This is a genomic window from Bdellovibrio sp., from assembly GCF_036384735.1.
Taxonomy (GTDB): Bacteria; Bdellovibrionota; Bdellovibrionia; order Bdellovibrionales; family Bdellovibrionaceae; genus Bdellovibrio.
The window spans coordinates 125,714-151,540 of sequence record NZ_DASVLT010000010.1; the positions used below are offsets into that span (position 1 = coordinate 125,714).

Consider the following 25,827-nt stretch of genomic DNA (forward strand, 5'->3'; position numbering starts at 1 on the left):
CTACTTCAGAGCCCGTTCGAATTTGAACAGGCTCGGGATTAGAAACAAGTGTTATTGATCACCTTGTCCTTCGAGGGTAATCGTGCAAGTCACTTTTCCATCGAGCTTATTCGGATCGGCTGCTTCCGGATTTACCTTAATATTGCGTTCGCATAAGACGTTACCAACCGATAAATCCTCAACCATGATTCCCGTATCCCTACCAAGCAAATGGGCTCGATGAAAATTGGCATCGCTATTCGTCTCCAGAATTTTATTCAACTGTTTGGCGGATTTACCTGTAATTTGGACTACATTTGCTAAATCCGGATCTTGAGAAACGTCGGCAAAGGCAGTGGCAGATAAAATCGAAGCTGCAAGTAGGATCACTATTTTAGACATAAGAATCTCCTTGTAAAATGTTATATAAATCCACTGCCATTTTGGAGGCAAAATGTGGAATTTATTCCTGAGAAGAAGCCCCACCGATCTCAGCACAGGTCGGAAAATTTTTTAAGGTCTTTCCAATGACGGCGTTATTTCTAAGGAAAATGGCGGAACTAACTGCGCCAAATGTCTTATACTCACCGGTAAGAGCATCAATCATTGTAAACCTTGCTTCGGAAACGTCATCGCCCCTTTCCAGTCCTGTTTCATTGTCAACTATGAGGATACGTGCTTGGCTTGGCGATGCGACCATCTGAAAACCCTTCTTTGTCAGGATATCTTTGAATTTTGAATTTGCAGCAGCTTCAGCTTCATCTTCTTTGTCATTGTCCAACAACATTTTTGAATAGAAGTTACAGTTAGCACGCACAGAGGAGAGTCTAGGTGCTTCTCGGGATGCATCTTTTTTACCTTTACAGTCTGGGATTTTAAATAATGCTTCATCGATAGCTTTTTCAGCTCTTAAAGACGAACCTTGAAAAACAGCATCTTCATTTGTTGCAAGATCGACCAAGCGAATTTGTGCATAAACTCCCGAATGGACGTGCAAAATATGTGTGGTAGGCTCGACGATTAAAACATCTGCATCTGTAGCTTTTGAAACAAACTGATACCCCTTCTTTATAAGACCATCCTTCAGTCTCAAATGCGTTTGATAGTCATCATTGTCGTTATAATTTAACTGTTTGCTGAAGCGATCATTATTTGCCATCTTTTGCGAAAAAATATTGCACCCCAATGTCGCGCTTTCCCCGGCGGACTCAACATCGCCATTTCCAGCGAAAGCGGTAGAAGCACCTACTATCATTAATACAAGCAGACTGCGTTTAACTAGTTTCACGAGTTTCTCCTTTTGTTTGATGAATAGGCTCGGGAAACACCCATAGGGCGGCGCCAATACCCGCCTGAGGAACACTTCAAGAAATGGTCCTCGCAAAATAGTAGTCAAATTGAATTAATTGCAAATGAGCCGTCTAAAGATTAGTCAGGAGGCTCTTAAGGCGGTCTCTCCTTTAGGCTAGAGTACAAGGTTGTACGCTTGCGCAAATCTGTCCTCGTTGAAACCATAATAAAATGCAAAAGCCTTCACTCTACTAGAGTGAGTGCCGCTTTAGAAAAGCATAAATCACGCCCTGCTTTTTTGAGCCAGAGATCTACCATCTTTGACTTAGCCAAGATCTAACTCCAGACCTTCCCGTGATGATGCACCTTCAGGGATGGAGCTGAAGTCATTCTTCCAGTCGTTAAACAGGTTCTCACTAAAGTTCTTTCGCCCAATATTGGCCAACAAGTTTCTTTCCAAAGCTGTGATGGGCTTCTTCCTTTTCTAGATGAAAGCCTTCGGCCTGATAGATTTTTCTGGCTGATGTAAGCACGCTATTCGTCCATAGAACTATTCGCGAATATCCAGCTTTTCTTGCGAAGCTTATGCATTCTTGTACAAGTCGCGAACCAATGCCGAGCCCCCGGGCCATGGGGTCGACTAGAAGAATTCGAAGCTTTGCGGTTTGGTCAGACTCGTGAACAAGAAAAATGCTGCCGAGTCGAACTCCTCTGAGTTCAGCGATCCAAGCGCGTTCGTATTTGGGGTCATGTTTTTTCACGAATGCCGTGGCAATCTCGGCGACCAAGACTTCGAAATCCATATTCCATTGATACTCAGTAAAATAAATTTCGCCATGGCGACCGATAACCCATCCAAGATCTCCTGGTTCGAGATCTCGTAAGACAACCTCGGATGGTTTTATTGGAGATTTCCCCAGTGCGATCTGCGCTGTCGTCAGGCTATGAACAAGGGAAAGTCCTCGTTGCGCGCCCAGTGACTCGAGTAAATTCAGTGTGCGTTCGCGGGATACGCCATCGATTTCACGAAATTTCTTCTGTCCCTTTGCCGTTAGATAAAGTCGCTTTTCCCTTGAATCCAAGGTGTTGCTCTTTGTTTTAAGAAGCAGCTTCTTCTTCATTCCCGTAAGAACTCGGCTCAAATAACCCTTGTCGATTGAGAGAATGGCGGCGAGATCGCGGGCGAGCAGGCTTTCGTATAAACTCAGCTCGAATATGATTCGCGATTCGAGCAGATTAAGCTCGCTGTCATAGGGTTCCTCTCGAAGAAGACCCATTTGTTCCGTAAAGTCACGGCTGAAGCTTCGAATTCTCTGCTGATTAAATTCTGCGGTTTTCATACGACGTGTTTAGTTCATATAGTTGCCAAAAGCAACCATATTCTTTGTGTCCCGGGGGCTTTAAATTTCAGACCTTTATGGAAGAGTGACTAAATAAGGCCGTGCTCTTTTCCGAAGATATTTAATTTTTCCTGAATTGTTTTGCTTGCATTAATGAAGGCTTGCTTCTTATTAGGCTCGGGAACCGAAGTCGGATCTGGAATTGGCCAATGTAGCTTCTTGGATTTTAAAGAGGGCAGAACAGGACAGACTTCCTCGGCACACAGAGTGATGACGTAACCTAGATCCGCAATAAATCCGACCGGAAGAGAATCAAAATGTTTCGAATAGTGTCGGGAAATATCAATCCCCATGTCTTTCAAAACTTCGATGGCATAAGGTTGAACTTTCCCGGACGGCTCGGAGCCAGCACTGTTGATGGTGGCTTTATTTCCGAACATGGATTTTGCAATTCCTTCAGCGAGTTGGCTTCTTGCTGAATTGGCTACACATAGAAAAAGGATTTTCATAAGGTCTCACTTTTCAAAAAGAATTTATCTTTTAGATAGAGGGATACTGAAACAAGTCCGATCAGAACGGGTACTTCGATAAGAGGTCCGATAACTGCGGCAAAGGCGACACCACTACTAATTCCGAATGTCGCAATAGCAACAGCAATAGCGAGTTCGAAGTTATTTGAAGAGGCTGTAAATGAAAGTGTAGCCGTGCGTTCGTAGTCGATACCTTGTTTTTTACTAATCCACATGGATGCGAAGAACATAATGAGGAAGTAAAGAGTTAAAGGAATGGCGATGCGAATTACATCCAAAGGCACTTCTAAGATTTTATCTCCCTTAAGTGAAAACATCAAAACGATGGTGCCAAGAAGTGCGATGAGTGTGATCGGAGATATCTTTGGCAGGAATTGGTTTCGATACCAATCAGTTCCTCTTTTTTTAATTAAGAAGTACCGAGTTAGGAAGCCTACAATAAATGGAATACCTAAATAGGTAAATACCGCTTTCGCAGTTTCCGCCATCGTAATGTTGATTTCAGTGCTGTGGATTCCAAAAAGAGGTGGAAGAACTGAAATAAAAAGATAGGCGTAGAATGGGAAAAACAGGATTTGGAAGATCGAATTGAATGCGACGAGGCCTGCGCAATATTCAGAGCTACCTTTGGCAAGTTGATTCCAAACGATTACCATCGCAATACATCGAGCAAGACCGATGAGGATGAGCCCAATCATGTACTCTTGGTTTGAGCGTAAAAAGACCATGGCTAAGAAGAACATCAAAAGAGGACCAATGATCCAATTCTGTATTAGAGAAACGGCCAGCACCTTTTTATCGAGAAATACTTTTCCGAGCTCTTCATATTTCACTTTGGCAAGGGGAGGGTACATCATCAGGATCAATCCAATTGCGAGTGGAACTGAGGTGGATCCGTAGCTTAAGGAGTTTATGGACGCCGCAAATTGTGGGGAAAGTCTTCCGATTGCAATTCCTAGGACCATTGCTATGAAAATCCAAAGAGTTAGGTAACGATCTAAAAATGAGAGGCGTGAGTTCATTAGCACTTCTTTCCGGGCTTTTTAGGATCACGAGCGCAGCAGTTTTCTTTTAAGAATCCAATTAGGTTATTTACCAATTTGGTATTGGCTGTGTAGAAGAGTTGGCGGCCTTCGCGTCGCGAAGAGATGAGGCCTGAGTTCGTCAGATGTGACAAGTGAAATGAGAGAGTGTTATTGGGTATTTTTAACTCCTCCAACATTTGTTTTGGACCTAGCCCACTATCACCAAATTCGATGATCAATTTAAAAACCCGCAAACGAGTTTCCTGTGAAAGAGAAGAGAATGCTTCTAATGCCTCAAATATTTCCATATTTCTAGAATAATGGAAATATTAGATCCGGTCAATACGAGTTTGTTTGAGGTTTCCGTCCGAATTATCTGGCGATAATTCGCCCGGCTCCGCCGAAATATCAAACCCGCCAAAAGCGGGTTTTTTTATGCCCCTGTTAATGATCTAGAGCCGACTGAGTGCTGGAATTAATTTTTAGAGTGTCTCTAATCCAGAAACGTTCCCAGAAATGGACACTTTGGGATCAATAAAAATAGCCTAAGGCCGCGTAAGCCTTAAAAAATTAGTTCATATTTCCGATAGTTAAATAGGCTAACAGGGAAAGGACCTACTCATGCGGTGGGGCTTTGGAACGTTCTGGATATCTCTTTTGCTATCTCATGTGGCAATGGCGTCGCCGACATCGTTGGCGTACCAGGGGCGTATTCTAAAATCTGATGGCACTCCACTTGAGTACGGTAACGTTTCCTTTATCTTCCAAGTGACAGATCCTTCCGGCACTTGTGTTTTGTATCAAGAGTCCATGGCTGGTTATAACATGGTTAACTCTGGTGGCGTGTTCGATGTCTCTATCGGTACCAACAGCCAAAATTATCCAGCTCCGGGATTTACAATTTTGAATGCCTTTGACAACACGACTTCGTATCAATGCGGATCTTGTGCAGGTTATACATGTACGGATGGAGGACATACCTATGCTGCCGCCAGTGGTGACGTTCGCAAACTAAAAGTTCAATTCTTTGATGGCTCTGGTTGGAAGGCGATTTCTCCAGATAACACCATTCGTTCTGTGCCGTTCGCGGGCTATGCATTGGCTGCAGAAAAACTGGGGACTAATGTCGCCAGTGATTTTCTTTTGAAGGCAGGACTTCCTACATGTACAGGCGGAACTTTTCTTTCGTGGGATGGATCTTCTTTAACTTGCGCAAGTGTCTCCGGTAGCAATGGCGGAACTGTTACAAATGTCAGCTCGAGCAATTCTTATCTGACTGTCACTAATGGTACGAGTGCACCGACTCTGACATTAAACGTTGGCACCTCGGCGAATACGTTGGCTGCTGGGAATGATCCACGGTTGATAAATGCTCTGCAAACGGGCTCTGTCGCAAATGGTGATCTGAGTGGTTCATATCCTGGTCCCAAAGTGGCAGCTATTCAAGGAGTCGGCGTGAGCAGTGTGACCCCGACGAATAATCAAGTTCTCAAATTCAACGGAACAAATTGGCTCGCAGCTACGCTTGGAACTTCTGACATCAGTGGTTTAAGTTCGTCGTTAAGTTCTTATCTGACTCAATCGGCATTCAACAGTTATGTCGCCTCGGCAGGATGTTCTCAGAGTCAGACAATGTATTGGAGTTCAGTTTCTAGTAATTTTCAATGTCAGAATATTTCTGTCACAAGCTTTAGCGGCTCACTTGCTGGTGACGTTACGGGAACTCAAAGTGCTACCAAAGTCGTCGCTCTGCAAAACCAGCCGGTTGATTCCACAACGCCGACAAATAACCAAGTACTTCAGTGGAATGGTTCTAAGTGGACCCCAGCAACGCTTGCAAGTTCAGGTTTATCTGATGCGGGGACCTTGATTAAATCTTCGCAGATGCCATCGAGCTGTGCCTCGAATCAGACTTTAAATTTTTCGTCTCCGACCGGAGCCTGGAGTTGTGTCAATATTGCCAATCTTCCGGCCTCCACGATTTCTTCGGGAGTGATTGCAACCGCACAGCTGGGAACTGGAACAGCATCGACGTCGACATTTCTGCGTGGCGATGGAACCTGGCAAAATGTCAGCTCTGCCGTTTCGGCTGCGGCAGCGCCCTCATTTTTTGCTTACAAAAGTGGATCAAATCAGTCGGTTTCTGCGGGCACGGCAACGAAAGTTACATTCAATAACATTTCCTATGACACAAATAATAATTATAGCACTTCCACCAGTCGGTACACGCCGACAATCGCTGGAAAATATTTGATTACCACTCAGCTGTACACACGGGCGTCGTCGCCAACCAACAATATAGCCTATATTTATAAAAACGGATCTCAGATTGCGTATAGTGCCACCAACTCTACTAACGGATCACAAGTTACCACCATCGTTGATATGAATGGAACCACAGACTATCTCGAAGCGTGGGGATACGTTGGAACGCTGGTTGGCGATGGCAATGATATTTCAGCAGGACAGTCCGTCACTTATTTTACAGGAAGTTTAATTGCTCCGCTGGCAAGTGGTTCTGTTGCCGGCACCGGCACCGTCAATTATTTACCCATGTGGTCCAATAGCACGAACCTGACGAATAGCCCTCTGGCGGTTGCGGGGAGTAATGTTGGTGTAGGAGTTTCCTCGCCAGCTTATAAGTTGGATGTAGCCGGTGATGTGAACATCACTGGAAATTTTAAAATAAATGGTGTCGATATAACCGCGGGTGGTGGCTCTGTCACGAGTGTTTCATCTGCGAACACAGATATTGCGGTGGCCACGGGAACGTCAACCCCGGTGCTGACTTTAAACTCGGGCACGGCCGGTGGAGTTAGTGACGCCAATAAGATTGCCAAGCTTGATAGCAACGGTCGTCTTCCCGCTGCGATGATGCCGTCGAGTCTTTTTTCGCCGACGATCACTTCGCCATCGAGCGGTCAATTTATTCGTTACAACGGGACGACTTGGGTCAACAGTTCGGTCAATGCGACGGACTTGAGCGGAACAATTGCTATTGCAAATGGCGGCACTGGAGCCTCCACGGCTGCTGGCGCGCGGGGGAATTTAGGTTTAGGAACTGCGGCCGTACTCAACACTGGTTCTTCTGCGGGGGCTGTTCCTCTGCTCGGGACTGGTGGCCTGATTGCGAATCAAATGTGTACGTCGGATGGGACGGGCAGCGGTATCATTTGTAATTCAACGATCCCAACCAATTCGCCATGGGCAACGTCGGGCAGTGATATTTCTTACAGCGCTGGGAATGTGGGTATTGGAACAACAAGCCCCAAAGCTTCCTTAGATCTTGCCTCAAGAACCGATGCGATTGCTTTGCCTGCGGGGACGACGGCACAACAGCCATCCAGTCCTGTTGCGGGGTGGTTGCGTTTCAATTCTCAAAATTCAGTTCTTGAGTTTTATAACGGAAGCGCGTGGTCTCAACTTGTTGGCGGCGGCAGTGCTGTCGATCCTGCGGGGATGGTTTCCGCATTTTCAATGAGTTGTCCTTCAGGTTGGCTGCTTGCAAATGGGGCTGCTGTTTCGCGAACTACTTACGCAAGTCTTTTTGCAGTGATCGGAACAATGTATGGTGCTGGCGATGGATCAACGACGTTCAATATTCCGAATTATCAGGGCTATTTTTTGCGAGGTTGGAATAACAGCTCAGGAAATGATCCAAGCGCATCTTCACGCACGAACCGCGGCGATGGCACGACGGGCGATAGTATCGGAACGGTTCAAGCCGATCAGATGCAGGGACACATCCATCAGACGGCAAGTATCAACGGTGCCTCAAGCAGTGGTTGGAATCTGACCGGCGGCGGTGGACAGTTTTATACGGGGCCTATGACTTACAGTTCGGGAGGTGCCGTAACAGATGGAACCAACGGGACTCCAAGAACAGGTTCGGAAACTCGTCCTAAAAACATTTATGTCGCCTACTGTATTAGCACCGCGACGAACTCGGCTACGACAGTCGCGAGCTCTGGCGCGGGGACCGCGAACTATGTCCCTCAATGGACTTCATCGACGGGACTAGGGAATAGCCCCATTGCTGTAAATGGAAGTAATGTTGGTATTGGAAGCTCATCCCCGGCGTCGACTTTGACAGTTGCTGGGACAATCGAGTCCACTTCAGGAGGTGTGAAGTTTCCTGATGGCACGACCCAAACTACCTCTGCGGTTGGGGCAAGATCGATGGCGAGCGCAGCTACAGCAATTACTACAACAAGTACCAGCTTTGTGGACATGCCAAGTATGTCTGTGACGGTCACAACCAATAATGCTTCGACACTGATCATGGTCAATGGCGGAGGCTGTTATAGTAGCAGTTCCAATGCTTATGCATATTTCCAACTGCTTGAGGATGGCGTCGTAATTGCTTCGACAACTCATCAATATATCAACTCAGGGTCTGTACAAAATATGACATTCCAGTGGATGGAAACACCAACAGCAGGCAGTCATACCTACAAGGTGCAGTGGTCGACAACTGCGGGCACTCTGACTTGTTCTTTTAATGCAAGTACACGCAATATTATTGTTTGGCAGTAGTGAGACTGGTGACCTTCCAGTAAGCACCACATCAATCAAGGCTTCTTCGAACACGACAAGCCGTAAACGGTTTTTCCGGTAAACACATTCCATCCCGACAGCGCTCTGTGACAGGATTTACAGAAGGATCAAGCTGTCTAAAATCCGATTCATTCATGACATCAAGAAAACGAACACGGCCAGTTTGTGATCATTTGTCGAAGTCAGATTTTGAATACCAAAAAATATGACTCGCTCCGGAATGTTCACGAAGAAAATGCGCACCCCGAAAAACAACGTAAATTCAGTCGCAATGTTCTAAAGCGAGTCTTAATTCCGAGCATTTATTTAAGCGTTAAATTTCTTCAGCGATCTCGATGGCGCGACGGGTAAAACGTTTTTGTGCTGAACGATTCGATGAGTGCAAAAAGACTTCGTACTGACATTCAAACCATTTTGCTTTTACTTGTTTGCAGTTTGAGTGTCTTTTCGAGTTCAACATGAAGTCGGGAATCAAGCCGATACCAAGGCCATTTTCTACAAGCTCGCTAATGACGGACCAACTTCCAACTTCATAGGCGAGATTTAGGTCTTTCTTGAAATGACGACTGTATTGTTGCTTCAATGACTCTGTTTCAATTCTTGGTTCGGTCATGATGAAGGACTCGGTGGAGGATGCGCGCGCATCTTTTGAGCTCACTAATACAAATTCACCGGTTCTAATGCTCCTGCTGGTGACCGTGGGTAATTTATTTAAGCCGATAGTGATGCCAAGATTCAAAGTATTCTTTGCAATGGCCTCGATGATCTCACTTGTGGTTCCGAATTTCACCTGAATTTGCAGTTTTGGGAATTCAGCACTGATCTTTTTTAGCAGGGGAGCAAGGTAGATTTCTGATAAAGAGCGTGAGATCCCGATCAACAGTGTTCCTTCTTCTTCCGTTGGTAAGTTTTTGGAATAGAAGTTATCGGCGAACACAAGCAAGGCCCGAGCTTGCTCCGCGATCTCAAAGCCTGCTTTAGTGACAGAAAAAGATTTCTTCTTGTGCTCAAGAAGCTCCAACCCGAGATGATTTTCTAATGAATTAATGGCTCTGCTAATCGCAGGATGCGAAACTAAATTTTTTTTAGCCGCCAGGCTAATGCTATTTAAATCAACGGCATCAACAAAATAGCGAAGATGAAAGAGATTTGGATATGTAATCATTTATCACATAATATGTGATTTTTATGTAATTTACAATCACATAAAAATGCAAGATACAAGGGCTGAAATCTAGGAGGCCCTCATGAAGGCAGTATTATTGATTGTAGCTCTTTTTGTTCAATTTGGTGTTCAGACAAGCGCTCAGGCAAATCAGGTTTATCGTTGTAGCGCGGGATCAGAAATAGCATTCCTTTCTCTTCAGGAACAGAGCATCTTCACAGGTACAACCGACAACGAATGTAATGCCGGTCCCGGAGACGATCCAACGGACTGTCACCCGGTTGAATATAAATACGAAGTTAAACAGGCGCTTGTCCTGTGGCAGAATCAGTCGGCAGAGCAAAGTCAGCGCATAGAACTTCGGCGCTTCCAAGGTGCAGAATCACTTTTTAGTGGTTCGACATCAGTGACTTTGAATTCTCGCGATCAGATCCAAATTTTCGTGGAACCTTCGGACATTAATTCCCAATCCTATTCAATAAAAATCGTCAAGTTTCACAATGTAGGGACAGAATTCGACAATGCAGGGGTGACTAAATTCTTCTGCCAATCTTTGTGAGGTGTCTTATGGATTTAAACTCTCTTGAGCAACAGGCCCATGCTTTTTATTTAAACCTCATGTCGCAGACGAAGTCTGTAGGGATTGATTTGACTTTTTATAGTCCGGATCACCTCTGCTACCGAGTGAAGACGATGGATCAGTATCATTTAGCGAAAGAATTTTTGAGTCAAACCAATGAACTTCTGACCGAAGCCGAGATTCGCGGCAGGCCCATTGCAACGTTTCGTTTGCGCACACCGATTCAATTTGGCGAGCACGATATTTCTCTAATCGAATTGCCAGCGCCACAGCCCCAAAAGCCATACAGGCTGGGATTTGAACACGTCGAATATGTCATCAACGAACCTTTTGAGATTTTGCGAGAGCGTTATCCTTCATTGCAAGGAAGGTTTGAGATTCGGAATAATCCCTATAATCCAGAGATGGTGCTTCCATTGCAAGATATCAGTTTGAAGTTTCACTATTCATCTCTTGACCAAGTCATTGAGGTGGAAGAATCACCTCGATGGAAGAAGCAGATTGTTATCTTTGATCTCGATGGGACCTTAATTGATTCACTTCCCCAGATTGAATTGGTCAATCGTCGATTGCTGCAAAGTCTTGGCGTCTCCTCGCAACAATTGATGCAGGCAGAGTTCCCGACAAACTTTCCTGATCTTCTGAAGAAGTTCAATCTTTCACATTTAGATCATGAGTCTTTTGCTCAACAATGGGGTTTTGAAATGTTCAAGGCACCTTGTCGGTTAGTTGAGGGGGTTAGTGATCTGCTTGCAGAGATAAACCAGCTTGGGATTCCAATGGTCGTCTGGACAGCGAGAGATCAAACGTCGGCATTAGAGACGCTTCGTAAACTTGAAATTGATCGCTATTTCAAGCGCGTTTTAGGATTTAAGACTAAGTATTCAAAACCCGAGCTTGCAGGGATTCGCTTTCTTACGGAAGGCCGTCCCGCAGAATTAATTTCGTTTGTTGGAGATTCTGCAACTGATTGGACTGCGGCGAGGAATTTTGGCTGTCAGTTCTTTTGGGCAAAAGACGTTTTGAGTTCAAGCGAAGGCCGTCGGCAGTTCGTTGAGAAGCTAACGGTAGATCACGCGTTCGTAACTAGATAATTTAAGACCATTCATTAAGAATGTTTATAGGAAGGAAAGAAAATGAAAAAAGCGAATATGATTTTATTAGCAGTAACCTTGATTTCTTTGAGTGCATTCGCAGAGAGTTATTCATACACAGGGACACTATCGATTTTAGATGGTAATCTGGGTATTCAAACGGCAGATAATGGCTTTATCGCAGTGGACATGAATGTAATATCAGGGAAGCTTGGCGAAGAAGTTATAAGGTGTCTAAATAAACCTGTAAAAGCATTTGTAGAAGATCGTGGAATGCTATCTGATCTTATTTCAATTTCTTGCGAATGATGTGTTGATTTAAAGTCAGTCGGCGAGAAGGCTGTAAAGCTCAGCACTGGCGATTTTACTAAGAGCCTAGTAAGACAGTAGATTCTTATTAGGCCTCAGGGCCATGCGAAGAGCAAGAAGGTCTTCCGTTGACATGCCATCATTGACAACTTCCAGCGTCTTGCCGGTTTCTATATTTTGTCGAGTGATAAAATTCACTGCGTGCAAGGTCATGAGTGGGGCTGTGCCCTTATAGTTTATAACCACATAAGGCTTATTTGTTGCGACCATGGACTCAATAACTAGAGAGAGCTCTGATTCGGACTCGAGGATTTGCGGATCATCACCGGTTGTTAAATCAAAAAACAACAATTCTCCCTTTTTCGGGGAGTAAGATTTTTTTATATCTTCACACAGAGATTGAAGTTTCGACGGCGTCATATCCATACCGGGTTTATCGGTAGATATTTTCTCAAACTTAAACAGGACCTTCGGCTTACATTGCTTGCCTCTAAGTTAAAGCCCCTCCAGAATTAAGAAAATAATTTTGCAGAGGATTTATGAGAAAGCCATTAGTAGTGTTATTGTCAGCGGTATTTCTATTGTCAGGTTGTGCTGTTGAAATGGTTCGAAAGACATACTCTCCAGTCAAAGGTGGAACAATCCGTTACAGCACTGGGTGGTTTATGGCAGAAAAGAATCGTGCGAAAGCCATGGACGAAATGAACACTTATTGCTCACCGGCGCACGTATTGCTTTTGGCTGAGGATTCCAAGCAAGAATTTACAGGACAATCATATTCAAATTCATCTGTGAATAAAAATAACGTCGATACTACGACGACTCAAGGTCAAGAAGGCTTCGTCTATCTTCACTTTAAGTGCGTCAAGGCACGATAGGAAAATAGGTATTGCCATGAAGGTCTATGTTTTCAAGTCGCTTCCGCCATTTCTTTGGGGTTATACCCGTGACATCCGCGCTATGTGGGCGATGGAAGAGTGTGGCATCGCTTATGAAACCGTGGGCCTTGATTGCGGACCGAACGGTCTTCAAGACGAAACTTGGTACGAACCAATTTCTCCATTTAAGCAAGTTCCTGTTATCGATGATAACGGTTACATTCTGGCAGAGTCGGGGGCGATCCTTCTTTACCTTGCGGAAAAATCAGGAAAATTGATTCCAAAGGATTTGCAACCTCGCGCACAAGTTTATCGCTGGTTGATTACGTCGTTAAATAATATCGAACCTTTTGCATTGCCGGTTCTATTTGCGGATCTTCAAGGGGATTCGAATCCTCACATGAAAGCGCAACGCCCTTGGCATGTCGAGATTCTTGCGCGCTTCCTGGGACCCATTGATCAGATGTTGGCGAAGCAACCTTATTTAACCGGAAATGATTTTACGGTGGCTGATATTATTCTAACCTGCGTGCTGCGCGAGCTTCGTAAAAACGAAATTCTGCCAAAGTACCCAAACGTCGAAAAGTTCCGCCAACGTTGCCAAGAGCGTCCTGCGTTTGTAAAGGTGCTTAATGCCTATGAGGATCGTTTAGGCATCCCACGTGGAAGTGCTTTGTAGTGTAATGGTAAGTCAAAAAAGACAGCGATTATTCACTTTTGTGCTTTTTATTTTCTCGTGAAGCTATTAGCATTTTTATATGAATAAAAAAATTGTGATCTTCGCAAGTGTTTTTCTTTTACAACCGATGATGAACTCTGGCTCTTTCGCTTTGGCGAAAAAGAAGGGGCCACCCAAAGCATACAGCTTTATCGTTGAAGGTGGAAAAGCCTCTCAGGGCGAGTGCGACGGTGAACGCAAAATCCCACGCAGGTTAAAGCATCTCAAAGAATATTCTAAAGCAAATGCCTATATGGGATCTGAATTGCAGACTCCAGAGATTAAAGGCAAGGATGGTGAAGAGATGTGGAAGCACTTCTTTCGCGCAAAAGGCTCTTGCAATACAATGTTAGCGAAAACTCCATCCGCGATTGAAACTGCCAAGTTGAAAAACGGTAAGAACGAACTTCCGCCGGATGATTCTGCGGATTCAGATGATGATGAAAAGGACAGCGGTCCGGATTCTGAATAATAAAAAAGGCAGCTCGCAAGCTGCCTTTTTTATTTTTAATCTAAAATATAAAATCTAAAATGCCTGATGCAAAAGTCCAATAACAGACTCATCATTCGTCTGAGCTGCTACAGTCACATGCACAGTCTGATTTTCAGAATGAAGCACTGCTGCCACCTCTTCACGGGCAACAACTTGGCAGTTAAGGCCTGGGGCAGGGAAGTACAAATCAACGACCTTACCGTTTTGAGCGTGTGTCAGCTCTTCATGGGACCATTGAACAGAGTGTTCGCAGGGGATGGTCTTTTTCTTGTTCTCTTGTTTTGAAAGGCGTACTGCAATCAACATTGCACCGAAAATAGCGATAGCAAGCAATGGTGACCAAGCTACGATCCACAAGTGATGCGTGATCTTTTTAGCAACGTCGGCTTTGTGCATGAAATCTGAAATAGCCATGCCACTTCCGATGATCCATACAGCCCATAATGCTAAAGTGCTAACTGTCTCAATTATTTTTCGCATACGTAACTCCACCGCGGTCGGGACTAATCCAAGAGCTGAACTGGCGTTTCGGGCCAAATAAAACTTTTGGAATTGCCACAAATAACACAAAACTATTAATCATCCAATAAGCAAAAGGATACCAAATTGCGATAAATCCTAAACCGGTTGAGCGTTCATAGCGCCCGTGCAGGAACAAACCGACAAGGAACTGCGTGAAACTCATGACCCCAGTAAGCAAAATGGCGTAAGTAATATTGATTCCGTGAATGTTCTTGCCGAAAATTGCACAAGTAATAGTCACGGGAAGAAGGAACGCCCACGTCACCGAGAAGATATATTCCAATAAAATCAGGCGAAGGCCGGTATCACGGCTCTTAAGGACAGATTTACCGTGCTTAAGAACGACTTCGAAGCCGCCTTGGGCCCAACGAAGACGCTGCTTCCATAAACCTTTTAAGGTATCGGGCATCAAAACATCGCAAGTGGCTTTCGGTTCATACTTTAGCGTCCAACCCGAAGTTTGAAGCTTCCAGCTGATACCCACGTCTTCGGTCACGGTGTCGGTGTCCCAGTAGCCGATGCTCTCGATTGCTGATTTACGGAACATCACAAGAACACCTGATAGCGCAAACAAACGACCCAAAGTTTGGTGATAGCGTTTGATCATACCGACCAAGGCTGAAAACTCACCTACTTGAAGGCGACCCACCAGTGTTCCGCGATTTTTCACACGGGGATTGCCAGTAACCCCGGCAATATGAGGGTCACGGAAGTGCTCAAGCATGTATTTTGGAGCGTCTGCATCCAACTCAGAGTCAGCATCAATACAAAGAATGAATTCATAACGAGCTGCCATGGCACCCAAAGTTAAAGCCGCCGCTTTACCGCGGTTTTGCACCAGGTTGATGACGCGCATATTAGGGCGAATCATCGCAAGCTTTTCTAATACCATTTGAGTTTTATCGCGGCTGCCATCATTGATCGCAATGATCTCATAATTGCCCAAAGGCAAATGATCTAAAGAGCGAATGGTCGCTTCCGCCGTTTTTTCCTCGTTGAAGCAAGGAATTAGAATCGTAAACGGTTGATTTGAAAACTCGGTGAATGCGGGACGCTTTCTTTCTCTTTTGAAGTAGAAAACAAATGCACCCAGAATCCATATCATTGGAAGCACAAAAGGAATCACTAAAAACAGGAGCTTCAAAATCTTCAACACATTAGAGAGGATCATTTTGTCTCTGCCTTGTTTTGCTTTAAGGTGCTCTGGCGAACTGAAAACAAACTTTTGAATTCAGCGTCCGGAGTAAAACCATTAAAGTTCACGTCATAAAATAGATTTAAATAGCCTTGAGTCGTCAATGTAGGAACGTCTGATTTGTAATCCTGCGGTAATGCTACGACCACTTTTGCAGGTCGGTATTCAGAATCAGCTTGAAGAGCCTTTTCTTTTTCAACGTCTTTAGCTGCGACCACCACGTAATTAAACAAGCTTGCATCCACAGGCTTTTGACCGATCAAACCAAATTGCCAGTTCGGGCGCACTGTGCGAGCCGCTGCCATGAATGTCTCAAAAGGAATTGTGACATCCTTTGATTTTTCTTTCGTGCGCATATCAAAGAAAATACCATCAATGTCTGTGTATTTCGCGAGATCACGAATCGCTGCTGTGGCAATAGACGTATCTTTCAGGAAAGATTGAGGCAGGCGAGCATACACATAAGGAACATTGGCGCGGTAGCGCATCGAGTGCCCTACGCGGTTTAGATAATCGCCACGCATTTTAACGGCCGACGTTGCAAAATATGCCTCGCCTGTATCAGACAGAGCTTGAAGCAGAACGCCGTTAGCGCCCAAAGCTAAAGTATTATCAAGCAAGTCACCTAGGTTTTGTTCTGTCTCGGCTTCTGTCTTCTTCCAAAGACTGTCGATATCGACACGAATCATACGCAAAGGAGATTGATCAACAAATGCCTGCTTTAGGGATTGCGCAAATTGATTGATGTCCATATCAGAGAACATAAGACCGCGACGAATATGCGCAAGATCGTGAACGCTGTTTAGTCCAGTGCGTAAGCTCATTTGAATTGTCAGACCTGCTTCTTCCGCAGCTTTGCGTGACAATGAGTTTGAAGCTCCGTAAGGCCAGACGATGACGTTATTGTCTTTGCCCAAATGCTTTTTGATAAGTTCGTTGTTCTTTTTCAAGTCGGCAAGGGCACGGGCAGTAAAGTCTTCTTCGGATTGATAAGATTTTTTCTGAGCATCGTATTTAAAGAAAGCCGCCATAGCAGCTTCACTACCTTGCGGATTAAATACTTGTCCTTGATGCATATCATAGGTGTGAGAAACGATATCTACAAATCCTGAATCCGACATTTCTTTAAGCTGATTCCAGTTGGCTGTTTTTGGAACAGAGTCCTTAACGCCGTAGTCGGGTGTCACGCCGTCTTCAGTCCACTTACCAACGATGGCAAAGACAGCTTTAAACTTATAACTTTTTAAAAGTGGATAAACGTTTTCATAAAAAGAGTCCAGGCCGTCATCGAAAGTCAGAAGAACAGCCTTCGGCGGCAATGTCTTTTTACCCTGAGAGGCGTCGACGATGTCCTTCAAGCTGACAACGTTGTAGTTCGCCCGAAGATAATCAAATTGCTCGATGAGATCTTTCTTACGGACGCTAAAGGCATTTCCAGGATTTCCGTTCGTAACATCATGCCAGCAAATCGTGGTAAAGTTGTCCGTTGGCGGAGTTACTTTTTGCGAAGCACTGACAAGTTGTTGAGCTTCGGCACCAAGACCGAATGTTAGAACTAACGATGAAATGAAAAATGGCACTGACTTCAATTTCAGTTTTAAAAAGTTCATGCCGTTAGTGGAAACCATTCTTTTCACCATCAATTGGAATAAAGGGATTTTTACTGACAAATTTGTAATAGGATTTGTTGGTGGCGTCAATGGGGGAGCCCTTTTGAGGGCCTCTTTGGATAGGATCTCGCAACCGTCTAAATTTTTTTTAATCTCGTGGGCCTTTAAACGAATTAGTTGCATCTGCGACTGTCGAAACTTTAGACGCAGATGAAGATTCTTCTGCTGCGTTTCAGAGAGACAAGGCCCCTTTTGCATAGGTTTGTTTCATGAGTCGGTGTCTATGGGCTGTTTGCTAGCCCAACCTGCAGCCCTCATGAACAAAGAAATGAGGTGTTTTGTCGAACATCCGCCACATGCAAGGCCCGTCAGTTGGAATCGCAGAGGCTTCTGATTTCTGTGTTGTGGGAGTGATATTCGCGACAGTATTTTTTTGAGGAAGCAAAATCGAAGAAAAGATAATTGAGTTCAAGGCAAGACAGACAAATCCAAAAACGAAATGCTTTTTCATTTTGATTTCCTAACCCGTTACTAACAACTACTTCTAAGTATCTCAGCAAACCGCGACAGTGGAAATATGTTGTCAAATAGCTAGTCAAAAAAACGTCGTTTTTGTCTCAAAATAAGAGTTTATTGTCTTTGTCTTTTTCTGAAGAAGTCACGTCATCGAAGGCTTTAGTCCGTTTCAGAAGCGCCGCAGATTGAATACCCGGCTGTGATGAGCCACGCTTGGAGGATCTTAATCGAGGTCTTCCATATGAATATGACAGGTAACACCATTCTTATTACCGGCGGCGGATCAGGCATCGGCTTGGCACTCGCTCTTGAACTGAAAAAATTAAACAATGAAGTTATTATTGCAGGACGCTCTCAAGGGAAGTTGACGGAAGCGGCCCATCTTGGTTTTAAAACTATGACTGTGGATATGACGGATGCGAAGTCCATCGAAGCCTTAGCGAAAAAGGCCATAGCGGATTTTCCGTCCTTGAACGGAGTCATCCACAACGCAGGCATTATGAAGAATGAAAATATGCTGAAAGGACCAACGCCAGAAATTCGTCACGAGACAGTGATGACAAATCTTTTGGGGCCTATGCAGCTGACAGAAGTCCTTCTGCCACATTTAATCAAGCAAAAATCTGCTTTCATTATGACGGTCACATCTGGTCTGGCTTATGCTCCGTTAGCGATGACACCAACTTACAGCGCAACGAAAGCGGCTATTCATTCTTATACACAGAGTTTGCGTTATCAATTGAAAGACACGGCGGTGCAAGTGATTGAGCTTGTTCCTCCTTATGTGCAAACAAGCTTGATGGGACAACGTCAAGCGAGTGATCCAAATGCGATGCCTTTGAATGAGTTTATCAGTGAAGTGATGCAAATCTTGAAAACAGAACCTGATGTGAAAGAGATTTTGGTCAAACGGGTGCATATGCAACGTTTTGCCACGGATGCCGGACCAGAGAAATACAACGATTTCTTCAATCAGTTTAACGATCGCATGCTCGCGGCCCGCAAAGTAGAATGGTAAATTGGGTTTGTGATGAACGATTTTGAAAAGCAAATTGCTTGGATCGAAAAAAACTTCACGGAAATCAAAACTTCTGAAGAGGTGGTCCTTGATCTAAAATATTCGACGACGGACAACTTTATGAAGGCAGACGTTTATGGTGGCTTCCAGCGGTGTTTTCTAGCGCCGGTAGCGGCACAGATGTTTGCTAAAGCTTGTGCGGAATTAAAAGAAAAACATCCAGGTCTACAGTTTCATATCTGGGATGCTCTTCGCCCGCGCAGCATTCAGGGGCAGTTTTATAATCATCTTGCAGGAACTCCATTTCAAAATTATGTAGCGGCACCTTATCCGGGTTCACTGCACAACTTCGGAATGGCCATTGATCTGACGCTGCAAACTTGCGACGGGGAGCTATTGGATATGGGAACAGGCTTTGATGATTTCAAAGATCTGGCTCAGCCAAAACTAGAACAGCACTTTCTAAAAACGGGCGAGCTGACGGTAAGGCAATTGGAAAATCGATTGTTGTTAAGAAGCCTTTTGGAAAATCAAGGATTCAAAGTTTTAGAGCACGAGTGGTGGCATTTCAATGCCATGGCAAAAGAACAAGTTTACGGCCACCATCCTGTCCTAGAATAGTGGCCTTATTTAATTATTGTGCCGATAACAAGCGGAATGAATCAGGGACAATTTTCACTGTCAAACCGATTGGAGCATAATTTCGTTCGTTCGTGATTATGTAGGAACCACTGGTCTTAGCTGCAAAATCAGTCGCATATACCGTGAATCTTTCGGGTGTTTCAATCTTACCTTCACTCATAAGTGAGAAGACAATTTTTTTATTTTTAGCGACTTCTGCAGGCACAACTATCGATGTCATATGGTACATCACAAAATTGCAACCTGTGGTCTCAAGCATCTGTTGGTTGCATTCATTTATCTGAGTTTCAGTGGCGTGAGTTGGCTCTGTGATCGCAAGACCAAAAAGAGCAGTTAAAATTGAAAGTGTGATGAATTGCTTTTTCATAGAATCCCCTTTGAATTTTTCATCAGCGGTATTGCCGACGTTTCGAACGATCATAAAAGCAACCGATGTGCCGAAGAGGGAGCTAGCTCAAATGAAGCATAGAGGATTTAAAAAGAAAGGCGCCGAAATCCCGGCAACCTAGACTGCCGAAAGATCGTAAAATGTCGAGAGTTCGGCAGCGCTTATCTCAATACCCAAGTGATCAAAGAGTCGTGATATTGGCAATAGAAGTTCTTAACTGAAGAGAATTGTCACTTCCTCTGAAAGACAATTGAAACAACTGGAATTAGGCGAATTTTGAAATCACTCTTGATTTAGTTTCATGACAATTAAACCGACGCTATAGCCTGGCTTTGAGCTCGTCCTTACTTTCTATTAAAACAAAAGGTATTGGGTCAATGTGGGTGAACTGAGTGTCCTTATCTGAATTCATAAAACAAAAGCGTTTGGGAGTTTTTCTTACTCAACAGGAAGCCGTGAAGCTTCTTGGATATAAGAATTCACAATTTCTATCAAGTCTTGAAGTTGGCAAAAGAAAACCACCTATCGAGGTATTAAAGCGGATGTGCGAGGTCTATCGTATTTCTCAAGATGAGATGCGCAGTCGCTACGTTCAGCAGGCCAAGGTCGACGCAGAAGTCATGGCAATTAAGCGGTGGGATGAGCACTTCGCGACTAAGGAAAGTACCTAAAATTTATATATTTTTTATTTCTGCGGCCCGCGCTTTTATGCGGGCTTTATGAAGTGCCTGGTACCTTTATCTCAAGAAGGTACTTATGACATCGCAAAAAGACAAACTCATCGCCACAGTCTTAGAATGCATCCCTTACGTGATCGTTGGAGTGTGTTTGACGATTGGCTTTCTTCTTGGCGGAAAACCGACGTTTAGTAATCACTCTCTTAAAAACGTCAGCCATACAAATGTTTCAGACACTCACCCTTAAAAGAGTGTCATCATCCGCTCGGTAAATCCTTAAATTCTGGACTGACAATTCTTGGCAGAAGTTTTCCGAAGTTTACATTCGCAACGAGTGTTGTGGAATCTTCCGCTGGAGACGACTAGGATCCCTGAAGCCCGCACGAGGGTAGGGGACAATATGCAAAAGCTAGTGATAATAGGACTGCTTTTAATGGCTCTGACCGGATGCAGTTCCAATAAATCCAGTAGTTCGAGTGGCGAACAAGTCACGACAGATGGAAAAACGGTGGATCTTTCCACGCTGCCTTTAGACCAAGCATTGAAAACAAAATATTCCAGCCTCATCCTTTCTTGTGTAGAAACTGCCGCTGTGAAATATGCAGATGGACAGACTTTTTCTTCTACGTCTGCTCCGGAGTTTATTTGGGATGTACTTGAAAATTTTAAGACCCATAAAACTGTGGTTTTAGATCGCAAGTTTGAGAACCTTCGGTATCAAATTGTGATGGACTTAGAGCCGCAGCTTTATACTGGTGGAGTGTCTTTTAATAATGGCACAAGCTATGAATTTCGTCAGCACGCTGTCCTCAATGGAACGGTAACTTCCGTTACCAAATTTGATGTGAATGGTCATTGGGTCATGGGACGCGAAATGGAAACTCCGGGAAATACAAAATTCTACGAAGGGCTTGAAACTGTTATTATGGATGTTTCTGACTCATATAGCGACGCAAAGCAGTCCTACCAGCTGCATGTCGCGTGTAAGCTTGAGGGAGATCTGCAACCTGGTTACTCTCAATAGCCTTTAGCATCTCGTAATGATCCGTCTCTAATTCTGACGGATCTCTAGACTTCCACTGATTACCTTTTATTTTATTGTTTATATGATGTATATACATCATATAAACAATAAATCCTCAGGCTTTTTCGAGCCGAAGGAAGGAAAAGGGTATGAAATTATTCAGCAAAAGTATGTTCGTCGTCGGCCTAAGTGCGTTGGGTTTGCTATTTGCGGGATGTTCGTCAACGATGACTCCTCAGCAAATGAGCGACATGTTAGAAAAGCATCCAGAGGTTCTCGCTAACGCGATCGAGAAAAATCCAGATACTTTCATGGAAGCGGTTCAAAAGGCTGCTCAAGCTGCGCAAATGAAGGCTCGGGAGCATGAAGCTGAAAATGAGAAGAAGCGCATGGATGACGAACTTAAAAATCCTCTAAAACCCGAAATTCAATCAGAGCGTGGGTTCATTGGTTCTACTTCGGCTCCGATCACAATTGTTGAGTATACAGATTTCGAATGCCCATTCTGTGGCCGCGGTTATAAAACTCTTGAGCAAGTTCGTAAGACTTACGGCGATAAAGTAAAAATTCTTGTGAAAAACATGCCATTGCCGATGCATCCGATGGCAATGCCTGCCGCGAAACGCTTTGAGGCGATTCGTTTGCAAAGCCCAGAGAAAGCAGAGAAGTTCTATCATGAAGTGTTCTCGAACCAAGGCAAACTTGAGTCGGGCCAGGAAAAGTACTTAGATTCCGTTGTTAAAAAGGTCGGCGCTGACGTAGCGAAAGTGCAGAAGGATAAAGAATCTGAAAAAGTAAATGCACGCATCGAAGCTGATATTGCAGAGGCACAAAAATTCAGCATTACGGGAACTCCAGGGTTCATCATTAACGGTGTGTCTGTGCGCGGGGCTTATCCGTTTGAAACATTTAAGACAATTATCGATCGTGAGCTTGCGAAGAACTAGGACTGCGGATGCCTAAGAAGTTTGACGAAAAGCCATTGAGACAAAGTCCCTGTGTCTGCACGAACCTCAAAATGGCTTCGCGGGTTGCAACTCGAGGATATGACCAAGCGCTAGAGGAACTGGGAATTAACATCACCCAGTACTCTATCTTGGTAAATGTCCTACGTTATCAGCCGATTTCGCAAATGCGTTTGGCGGAACATCTAGATGCCGAACGGACCACGCTTTACCGGGCCTTGGACATTCTTGAAAATCGCGGGCTGCTAAAAACCACGGCGAGTGGGCAAGGCCTGACGAAGGTCATCGAGCTGACCGTACAAGGCAAAGAACTTACGATGAAGGCACAAAAAAAATGGTCAGCCGTTCAATCGCGTTTTATCAAGGAATACGGCGCGGACAAGTGGAATCAATTATCCAGCTTGTTGGAAGATCTGCGAGATCTCTTCAAAGAGGCTCTTTAATGAATTTAAAGAAATACCCTGTAATACGACAGGGTATTTCTTTTTTTGGCATTCGCTCCTCATGATAGAATTTAAGAATGAAAACTTATTTTCGGTTTTACGAAGAATTGAATGACTTTCTTACTCCAAGTCGTCGTAAGACCGATATCTTAGTTGAGATTCAACAGGTCTCCACAGTTAAAGACATAATTGAGTCTTTAGGGGTACCCCATACCGAAGTCGATTTGATACTGATAAACGGGGTGAGCGAACCCTTCTCGACGCTTTTAAAAGAGGGAGATCACGTCAGCGTCTATCCTATCTTTGAGTCTGTTGATATTGCTGGAGTTACTAAGCTTCGTCGTAAAGGATTGAGGGAGCATCGTCCCGAGTATTTACGTTTTGTCGTCGATGTGAATTTAGGAAAGCTTGCTCATTGGATGCGCATGTTTGGTTTCGATGTGACCTACGCAAAGGATTTAATCTCTGATGAATTGCTGGCGCGTATATCAAATGAAGAATCGCGCATTCTTTTAACCCGTGATCGAGGCCTTCTTAAAAGGAAAAATGTTGATCATGGTTATTTTGTGCGGGCCAAGGCGCCGAAAGAACAAATTGTTGAAGTATTAAAACGTTTCGACTTATTGAATCTGATTTCACTGTGTTCTCGGTGTATGAACTGCAATGTAAGTGTTAAGGAAATATCTGCGGCGGAGGCGATTCCTCATGTCCCGCCATTAGTGGCCCAGTCCTATTCTAAATTTTTTCAATGCCCTCAGTGTCATCGCATTTACTGGGAGGGCACTCATTACGAAAATATGCGGCGTATTATTGCCGATCTCAAACGCGTTTACTTTGAATCTCAGAAAGAATTATCAGAGTGAAGCGGGCGGGCTTCGGAAGTCCCATTGAGAATTTTAATGTGAGTTAGCAGCATTTCCTCCTGTTTTTGCAAATATTTGTACGGGTTCTTTTATGGCCTCTGTGAATCCCTCTATACTGAAGTTATTCGATAGCGGAGGTCTTCATGTCTTATACCAAGAGTGAAATTAAGGAAAAGATGACGTCAAAAATGCGCGAGATCATCGAAACCTTTGAAGAGTTTGGCACGCCTCCTTTAGAGTCTGTAGGGCCTCAAGCGGCCCGCGAGTTGCCAACGATGACAGATGCTGTTTTTGGTGTGATGTCGAGGCATATCACCAAAAAAATGGGGGGACCCATCATGCCTGTGGGAAAAGTTGACCACAAAGTCATTCCCGGCGGAGATGGCGAAATTTTACTTCGCATTTATTCTCCGAAGGGGATAGGTCCTTTTCCTGTGATCGTCTATTTCCATGGCGGCGGTTGGGTCATTGCCAATCTGGATACCTATGACTCTAGTTGCAGGGCTTTGACAGACGCTGCAGGAATGATCGTGGTGTCGGTGGCTTATCGTGAAGCTCCAGAACATAAATATCCTCTTCCGCAAGAGGATGCCTATGCCGCCTACAAATGGATTGTTGAGCACACTGATTCGATCAATGGTTTGCGCTCAGAAATTACCATTGCCGGTGAAAGTGCCGGAGGAAATCTTGCTACAACCGTTTGCTTACGGGCCCGTGATGATCGATTTCAATTGCCGCTTCACCAGCTTTTGATTTACCCGGTCACAGATTTGAATTCCAAACGAGGATCCCATCAAGAGTATGCGAATGCCATGCCGTTAAACCAGGCGATGCTGGATTGGTTTAAGAAATATTATCTGAGCGATGTCGAGGCAGAAAGTGCGCTGCCTTTGGTGTCACCGATGAATGCTGTTCTTGCGGGGCTTCCTCCAACGACGATTATCAATGCAGAGCTGGACCCACTTTGTACGGATGGTGAAGAGTATGCGATGAAGTTAAAAGAAGCTGGTGTCGAGGTTGAGCAGATGACCTATCCGGGGGTGACGCATGAGTTTTTCGGAATGGCAGCACTTTTACCTGAATCCAGAGAAGCCATCTCATACGCCGTGGAACGCATTAAGCAATTTATTGATTTTTTTGATGAGACTGAAATTTCTCCCAACGATTCGTCGTCATCGAATAAAGGTCATCTTGATAAATGGCAGGGGATGGCGTAATTAGTGAAGTATGTCAGAGCAAAAGACCCCTTACGAAGTTCTTGGCGGCGAGGAAGCTCTTCGCGCCCTAGTTCAAAAATTTTACGAGATCATGGACACCATGCCTGAAGCCCAAGGCATACGCAAAGTTCATCCCGAGAACTTGCGTGGTTCCGAGGAAAAGCTGTTCATGTATTTGTCAGGTTGGTTGGGGGGCCCCAATCTGTTTGTAGAGCGCTTTGGCCATCCACGTCTCCGTGCGCGTCACTTTCCTTTTGAAATCGGAAAATCAGAACGAGATCAATGGATGCTTTGCATGGTGAAAGCCTTTGACGAAATGAAGGTGCAGGAGCCTCTGCGAAGCGAATTGTTGCACTCTCTTTTGCGTCTTGCAGATCATATGCGCAATAAAGAAGAAACAGAGTAAAATTTAAAAGTGGCTGCCGTTTTCGTAATAATCTGTTTTAGATAATTTATTAAAGACCACGATGACATCTTCAGGATTTGCAATTTCCTTTACGCGATTTGTGATGATCTTCGCGCACTGATCTTGCATTTCCTGTGGGCGATCAAACCAATAGACTTCAATAAAGGGATAGGATCGAGTCTTCTTGCCATCGGCAAAGAAAGTTGTCTCGATTAATTCGAAAGTAAAGTTTTCTTCTGCGGCCTTTGTGGCTGCCGAAAGTTCTTTAAGAAGGACTTGGCTGATTTTTGCGGCTTGCTCAGTTTCAATGGCGCGCATGCGGATATGAGGCATGTAATATCCTTTCATAAGGTCGTTAATAAGCGATCTCATGAAATGTCATT

Annotated in this window: 30 protein-coding genes; 17 read left to right on the forward strand and 13 right to left on the reverse strand. The window is 44.4% G+C overall.

Translation table 11 applies throughout. The features are described from left to right. Window positions 1-51: 51 nt before the first annotated feature. The 6 genes from VF412_RS03250 to VF412_RS20040 all read right to left on the reverse strand — a co-directional run bounded on the left by VF412_RS03250 (window position 52) and on the right by VF412_RS20040 (window position 4,472). On the reverse strand, window positions 52-381 hold the full coding sequence (locus VF412_RS03250; RefSeq protein WP_331337768.1) for a hypothetical protein: 330 nt from the start codon (window positions 379-381) through the stop codon (window positions 52-54). Window positions 382-442: 61 nt separating this feature from the next. Next, window positions 443-1,267, reverse strand: coding sequence for a hypothetical protein (locus tag VF412_RS03255; RefSeq protein WP_331337769.1), 825 nt, complete (start codon window positions 1,265-1,267; stop codon window positions 443-445). Between the two features lie 418 nt (window positions 1,268-1,685). After that, complete coding sequence (locus VF412_RS03260) at window positions 1,686-2,609, reverse strand: helix-turn-helix domain-containing GNAT family N-acetyltransferase (protein WP_331337770.1); 924 nt, start codon at window positions 2,607-2,609, stop codon at window positions 1,686-1,688. A gap of 89 nt (window positions 2,610-2,698) precedes the next feature. Continuing rightward, window positions 2,699-3,118, reverse strand: a complete 420-nt coding sequence (locus VF412_RS03265; protein ID WP_331337771.1) for an arsenate reductase ArsC — start codon at window positions 3,116-3,118, stop codon at window positions 2,699-2,701. Further along, window positions 3,115-4,161, reverse strand: a complete 1,047-nt coding sequence (arsB, locus tag VF412_RS03270; RefSeq protein ID WP_331337772.1) for an ACR3 family arsenite efflux transporter — start codon at window positions 4,159-4,161, stop codon at window positions 3,115-3,117. The genes VF412_RS03265 and arsB overlap by 4 nt, the downstream gene beginning before the upstream one ends. Continuing rightward, the gene (locus tag VF412_RS20040) at window positions 4,161-4,472 is read right to left on the reverse strand and encodes a metalloregulator ArsR/SmtB family transcription factor (RefSeq protein WP_349258991.1); all 312 of its coding nucleotides are present in this window, start codon (window positions 4,470-4,472) and stop codon (window positions 4,161-4,163) included. The genes arsB and VF412_RS20040 overlap by 1 nt, the downstream gene beginning before the upstream one ends. A 313-nt stretch (window positions 4,473-4,785) precedes the next feature. Here VF412_RS20040 and VF412_RS03275 point away from each other — a divergent pair, with 313 nt between their 5' ends. Beyond that, window positions 4,786-8,700 carry a tail fiber protein gene (locus VF412_RS03275; RefSeq protein WP_331337773.1) on the forward strand — a complete coding sequence of 1,305 codons (3,915 nt, stop codon included), beginning with the start codon at window positions 4,786-4,788 and terminating at the stop codon, window positions 8,698-8,700. 334 nt (window positions 8,701-9,034) lie between these two features. Here VF412_RS03275 and VF412_RS03280 read toward each other — a convergent pair whose 3' ends face one another. Next, on the reverse strand, window positions 9,035-9,886 hold the full coding sequence (locus VF412_RS03280; RefSeq protein WP_331337774.1) for a LysR family transcriptional regulator: 852 nt from the start codon (window positions 9,884-9,886) through the stop codon (window positions 9,035-9,037). Window positions 9,887-9,968: 82 nt separating this feature from the next. Here VF412_RS03280 and VF412_RS03285 point away from each other — a divergent pair, with 82 nt between their 5' ends. From VF412_RS03285 to VF412_RS03295, 3 genes are read left to right on the forward strand one after another with little or no spacing between them, the layout of a single operon-like run. Next, window positions 9,969-10,445 carry a hypothetical protein gene (locus VF412_RS03285; protein ID WP_331337775.1) on the forward strand — a complete coding sequence of 159 codons (477 nt, stop codon included), beginning with the start codon at window positions 9,969-9,971 and terminating at the stop codon, window positions 10,443-10,445. A gap of 8 nt (window positions 10,446-10,453) precedes the next feature. Further along, window positions 10,454-11,560: a VOC family protein gene (locus VF412_RS03290; RefSeq protein WP_331337776.1), complete on the forward strand. Its 1,107-nt coding sequence runs from the start codon at window positions 10,454-10,456 to the stop codon at window positions 11,558-11,560. A gap of 42 nt (window positions 11,561-11,602) precedes the next feature. Then, on the forward strand, window positions 11,603-11,869 hold the full coding sequence (locus VF412_RS03295) for a hypothetical protein (RefSeq protein WP_331337777.1): 267 nt from the start codon (window positions 11,603-11,605) through the stop codon (window positions 11,867-11,869). Between the two features lie 66 nt (window positions 11,870-11,935). Here VF412_RS03295 and VF412_RS03300 read toward each other — a convergent pair whose 3' ends face one another. After that, complete coding sequence (locus VF412_RS03300) at window positions 11,936-12,295, reverse strand: hypothetical protein (RefSeq protein ID WP_331337778.1); 360 nt, start codon at window positions 12,293-12,295, stop codon at window positions 11,936-11,938. 113 nt (window positions 12,296-12,408) lie between these two features. Here VF412_RS03300 and VF412_RS03305 point away from each other — a divergent pair, with 113 nt between their 5' ends. From VF412_RS03305 to VF412_RS03315, 3 genes are all read left to right on the forward strand, one after another. Beyond that, complete coding sequence (locus VF412_RS03305; RefSeq protein WP_331337779.1) at window positions 12,409-12,747, forward strand: hypothetical protein; 339 nt, start codon at window positions 12,409-12,411, stop codon at window positions 12,745-12,747. 16 nt (window positions 12,748-12,763) lie between these two features. Continuing rightward, window positions 12,764-13,426 (forward strand): glutathione S-transferase family protein, encoded by a 663-nt coding sequence (locus tag VF412_RS03310; RefSeq protein ID WP_331337780.1) that lies wholly within the window; start codon window positions 12,764-12,766, stop codon window positions 13,424-13,426. A 79-nt stretch (window positions 13,427-13,505) separates the two neighbouring features. Next, entirely contained in the window at window positions 13,506-13,937 is a 432-nt protein-coding gene (locus tag VF412_RS03315; protein ID WP_331337781.1) for a hypothetical protein, read from the forward strand. A 54-nt stretch (window positions 13,938-13,991) separates the two neighbouring features. On the opposite strand, the gene VF412_RS03320 is transcribed toward VF412_RS03315, so the two are convergent. Genes VF412_RS03320 through pgaB form a run of 3 tightly spaced genes read right to left on the reverse strand, consistent with a single transcriptional unit; the run spans window position 13,992 to window position 17,468 of the window. After that, window positions 13,992-14,438 (reverse strand): hypothetical protein, encoded by a 447-nt coding sequence (locus tag VF412_RS03320; RefSeq protein ID WP_331337782.1) that lies wholly within the window; start codon window positions 14,436-14,438, stop codon window positions 13,992-13,994. After that, the gene (gene pgaC, locus VF412_RS03325) at window positions 14,422-15,651 is read right to left on the reverse strand and encodes a poly-beta-1,6-N-acetyl-D-glucosamine synthase (protein ID WP_331337783.1); all 1,230 of its coding nucleotides are present in this window, start codon (window positions 15,649-15,651) and stop codon (window positions 14,422-14,424) included. The genes VF412_RS03320 and pgaC overlap by 17 nt, the downstream gene beginning before the upstream one ends. Next, window positions 15,648-17,468, reverse strand: a complete 1,821-nt coding sequence (gene pgaB, locus VF412_RS03330) for a poly-beta-1,6-N-acetyl-D-glucosamine N-deacetylase PgaB (protein WP_331337784.1) — start codon at window positions 17,466-17,468, stop codon at window positions 15,648-15,650. The genes pgaC and pgaB overlap by 4 nt, the downstream gene beginning before the upstream one ends. Before the next feature lie 574 nt (window positions 17,469-18,042). Between pgaB and VF412_RS03335 the strand changes: the two genes are divergently transcribed. Further along, window positions 18,043-18,819 carry an SDR family oxidoreductase gene (locus tag VF412_RS03335; RefSeq protein ID WP_331337785.1) on the forward strand — a complete coding sequence of 259 codons (777 nt, stop codon included), beginning with the start codon at window positions 18,043-18,045 and terminating at the stop codon, window positions 18,817-18,819. A gap of 12 nt (window positions 18,820-18,831) precedes the next feature. Further along, a complete protein-coding gene (locus VF412_RS03340) occupies window positions 18,832-19,440 on the forward strand; it encodes a M15 family metallopeptidase (RefSeq protein WP_331337889.1) in 609 nt (202 codons plus the stop codon). Between the two features lie 13 nt (window positions 19,441-19,453). On the opposite strand, the gene VF412_RS03345 is transcribed toward VF412_RS03340, so the two are convergent. Further along, window positions 19,454-19,828, reverse strand: coding sequence for a hypothetical protein (locus VF412_RS03345; RefSeq protein WP_331337786.1), 375 nt, complete (start codon window positions 19,826-19,828; stop codon window positions 19,454-19,456). A gap of 413 nt (window positions 19,829-20,241) precedes the next feature. On the opposite strand from VF412_RS03345, the gene VF412_RS03350 reads away from it, so the two are divergent. From VF412_RS03350 to VF412_RS03385, 8 genes are all read left to right on the forward strand, one after another. Next, window positions 20,242-20,520 (forward strand): helix-turn-helix transcriptional regulator, encoded by a 279-nt coding sequence (locus tag VF412_RS03350; RefSeq protein WP_331337787.1) that lies wholly within the window; start codon window positions 20,242-20,244, stop codon window positions 20,518-20,520. Window positions 20,521-20,605: 85 nt separating this feature from the next. Beyond that, window positions 20,606-20,773, forward strand: a complete 168-nt coding sequence (locus tag VF412_RS03355; protein WP_331337788.1) for a hypothetical protein — start codon at window positions 20,606-20,608, stop codon at window positions 20,771-20,773. A gap of 153 nt (window positions 20,774-20,926) precedes the next feature. Continuing rightward, a complete protein-coding gene (locus VF412_RS03360; RefSeq protein ID WP_331337789.1) occupies window positions 20,927-21,550 on the forward strand; it encodes a hypothetical protein in 624 nt (207 codons plus the stop codon). 149 nt (window positions 21,551-21,699) lie between these two features. Next, complete coding sequence (locus VF412_RS03365) at window positions 21,700-22,497, forward strand: DsbA family protein (protein ID WP_331337790.1); 798 nt, start codon at window positions 21,700-21,702, stop codon at window positions 22,495-22,497. An 8-nt stretch (window positions 22,498-22,505) separates the two neighbouring features. Beyond that, window positions 22,506-22,958 carry a MarR family winged helix-turn-helix transcriptional regulator gene (locus VF412_RS03370; RefSeq protein WP_331337791.1) on the forward strand — a complete coding sequence of 151 codons (453 nt, stop codon included), beginning with the start codon at window positions 22,506-22,508 and terminating at the stop codon, window positions 22,956-22,958. Between the two features lie 77 nt (window positions 22,959-23,035). Further along, a complete protein-coding gene (locus VF412_RS03375) occupies window positions 23,036-23,821 on the forward strand; it encodes a Mut7-C RNAse domain-containing protein (protein ID WP_331337792.1) in 786 nt (261 codons plus the stop codon). Window positions 23,822-23,964: 143 nt separating this feature from the next. After that, entirely contained in the window at window positions 23,965-25,038 is a 1,074-nt protein-coding gene (locus VF412_RS03380; RefSeq protein WP_331337793.1) for an alpha/beta hydrolase, read from the forward strand. A gap of 10 nt (window positions 25,039-25,048) precedes the next feature. Next, window positions 25,049-25,444 carry a group II truncated hemoglobin gene (locus VF412_RS03385; RefSeq protein ID WP_331337794.1) on the forward strand — a complete coding sequence of 132 codons (396 nt, stop codon included), beginning with the start codon at window positions 25,049-25,051 and terminating at the stop codon, window positions 25,442-25,444. Window positions 25,445-25,447: 3 nt separating this feature from the next. Here VF412_RS03385 and VF412_RS03390 read toward each other — a convergent pair whose 3' ends face one another. Beyond that, the gene (locus VF412_RS03390; protein ID WP_331337795.1) at window positions 25,448-25,816 is read right to left on the reverse strand and encodes a DUF1904 domain-containing protein; all 369 of its coding nucleotides are present in this window, start codon (window positions 25,814-25,816) and stop codon (window positions 25,448-25,450) included. Window positions 25,817-25,827: the final 11 nt, after the last annotated feature.